Annotated in this window: 2 protein-coding genes and 1 pseudogene; all 3 read left to right on the top strand. The window is 37.8% G+C overall.

What is annotated here, in order from left to right; all coding sequences use genetic code 11:
- A pseudogene (locus L5M10_RS23750) lies at nt 1-212 on the top strand (IS30 family transposase); the annotation flags it as partial.
- A 120-nt stretch (nt 213-332) separates the two neighbouring features.
- A complete protein-coding gene (locus L5M10_RS23745) occupies nt 333-1,154 on the top strand; it encodes a toxin-antitoxin system YwqK family antitoxin (protein WP_263148797.1) in 822 nt (273 codons plus the stop codon).
- Between the two features lie 454 nt (nt 1,155-1,608).
- On the top strand, nt 1,609-1,774 hold a 166-nt coding region (tnpA, locus tag L5M10_RS24275), incomplete at its 3' end, for an IS66 family insertion sequence element accessory protein TnpA (RefSeq protein WP_411569349.1).

Here is a 1,774-nt window from a genome sequence, read left to right as displayed (position 1 = left end):
AGGTATATTTTGCGCACCCTTATCGTTCTTGTGAACGAGGAGCGAATGAAAACGCCAATGGATTACTGCGGCAGTACGTCAAAAAAGGGGTTGATTTGAGGCTAGTGAGTGATGAATTAATCGAATTTGCTCAGAATAGAATTAACTATCGACCCAAAAAGTGTTTGAAGTTTAAGCAGCCTGCCGTGGTGTTTCACCAGTTAGCTGCTTAATTGTCGAGTGTCGCACTTCGGGGTTGAATTCGGGTTTGAGCAAGGAGTGCCTACTACCTTGAAAAACACCGATGGTAGGTGTGAGAGCATTGAGAATTATAGATAAAAAAGGAGTTATCGATGAAGGAAATAGATTTTAATCAATTGCAAAATATAAATGGGATCTATTATGAAATAGATACACAAATACCTTTTACTGGGAAAAGTAAAAGGTATTATAAAAGTGATGATTGTGACGGATATAGGGAAATAACTTATAGAAATGGTCTAGAAGACGGTTCTTTTAAAACATATGATGAAGATGGTTTGCTATTGTTCGAAGGATCTTATAAAAATGGGTTGGAAGAAGGCCCTTACAAAAAATATTATGAAAATGGCGGAGTGGAGAAGGAAGGAAGTTATAGAAATGGATTAGAAGAAGGCCCTTACAAGATATTTTATAAAAATGGCGCTGTAAGGCTTGTAGGGAATTATAATAATGGATTAGAAGATGGTCCTTATAATAGATATTATGAAAGTGGGAGGATATTGAGAAAAGGAACTAAGAAAAATGGACTTCCAGAAGGAATTTGTGAATCATATTATGAAAATGGTCAATTGTGGGGAGTGGTTTTCTGTAAGGATGGTAAGCAGGAAGGCCTTTCTAGATATTATTATGAAAGTGGTCAGTTGTGGTGGGAGATGACGTATAAAAGTGGTTTGGAAAATGGCCACTCTATACATTATTATGAAAATGGAAAGGTCAATTGTGATGCAATTATTGAAAATAATCTAAAAGAAGGTCCATATAAGCGATATTATGAAAGTGGTCAATTGATGGAGGAAGGGACTTATAAAAATGACTTATTAGAAGGAGTCCTTAAAAGCTATTGTGACGATGGGCAATTAGCATCTGAAGAGATTTATAAAGATGGTCAATTAATCATGGTAAAAAATAAATAAAATTTAAATCTGCAATTCACTGAACCAGACTTATCTCGTCTGGTTCCCAGGGTAATCGCGTAAATGTTCATATTTTGTCCGCCTTGGCAAGCCCAGCCATTAATATCTTTTCAAGAAATGCGGTTTTCATCCAAGCTCGATTTCTTTTGGTCACTAGACTCGACTTGCTCGGCTATGCATTGAGCATATAAGCGAAAGTCAGGACTCCCATAACTCTTTTCTGCTTTATTATCAATATTATCAAGACATCCATTGTTCATAGCCTGTACCTTAAGCATCTAAATGTGCCCATATCACCTCTAAGCTATTGTCGTGCTTTGTTTTTGACTGCTTGCTGCGATAACATTTGGTGGTAATAAATTCTATTGCCCAACGTAAGCGTCCATTTTAGGACGTCCTATTCCCACTTAAGATCGCGCGATAAGCTGTGCACTCATCATTACAGGAGAGTGATATGGCAAAGCGAGCTTACCGCAACGCTGCACAATGGCAGCAATTAATCGACTTATGGCACACATCAGAGCTGAGCATCACTGAGTTTTGCCAAACCCATCAACTGAGCACCATGTCATTTTATAAATGGCGGCAACGTCTATCACCACAAACTGAGCAAGCTAATG

It is taken from the genome of Shewanella sp. SM32, from assembly GCF_025654235.1.
GTDB classification, from domain to species: Bacteria; Pseudomonadota; Gammaproteobacteria; order Enterobacterales; family Shewanellaceae; genus Shewanella; species Shewanella oncorhynchi.
Note: the sequence above shows the minus strand (reverse complement) of the source record. Positions and strands in the feature narration are given on the sequence as shown.

What these genes read in the sequence shown, in the direction of transcription:
- L5M10_RS23745 (WP_263148797.1), top strand. Translation starts at nt 333, where the DNA reads ATGAAGGAAATAGATTTTAATCAATTGCAAAATATAAATGGGATCTAT.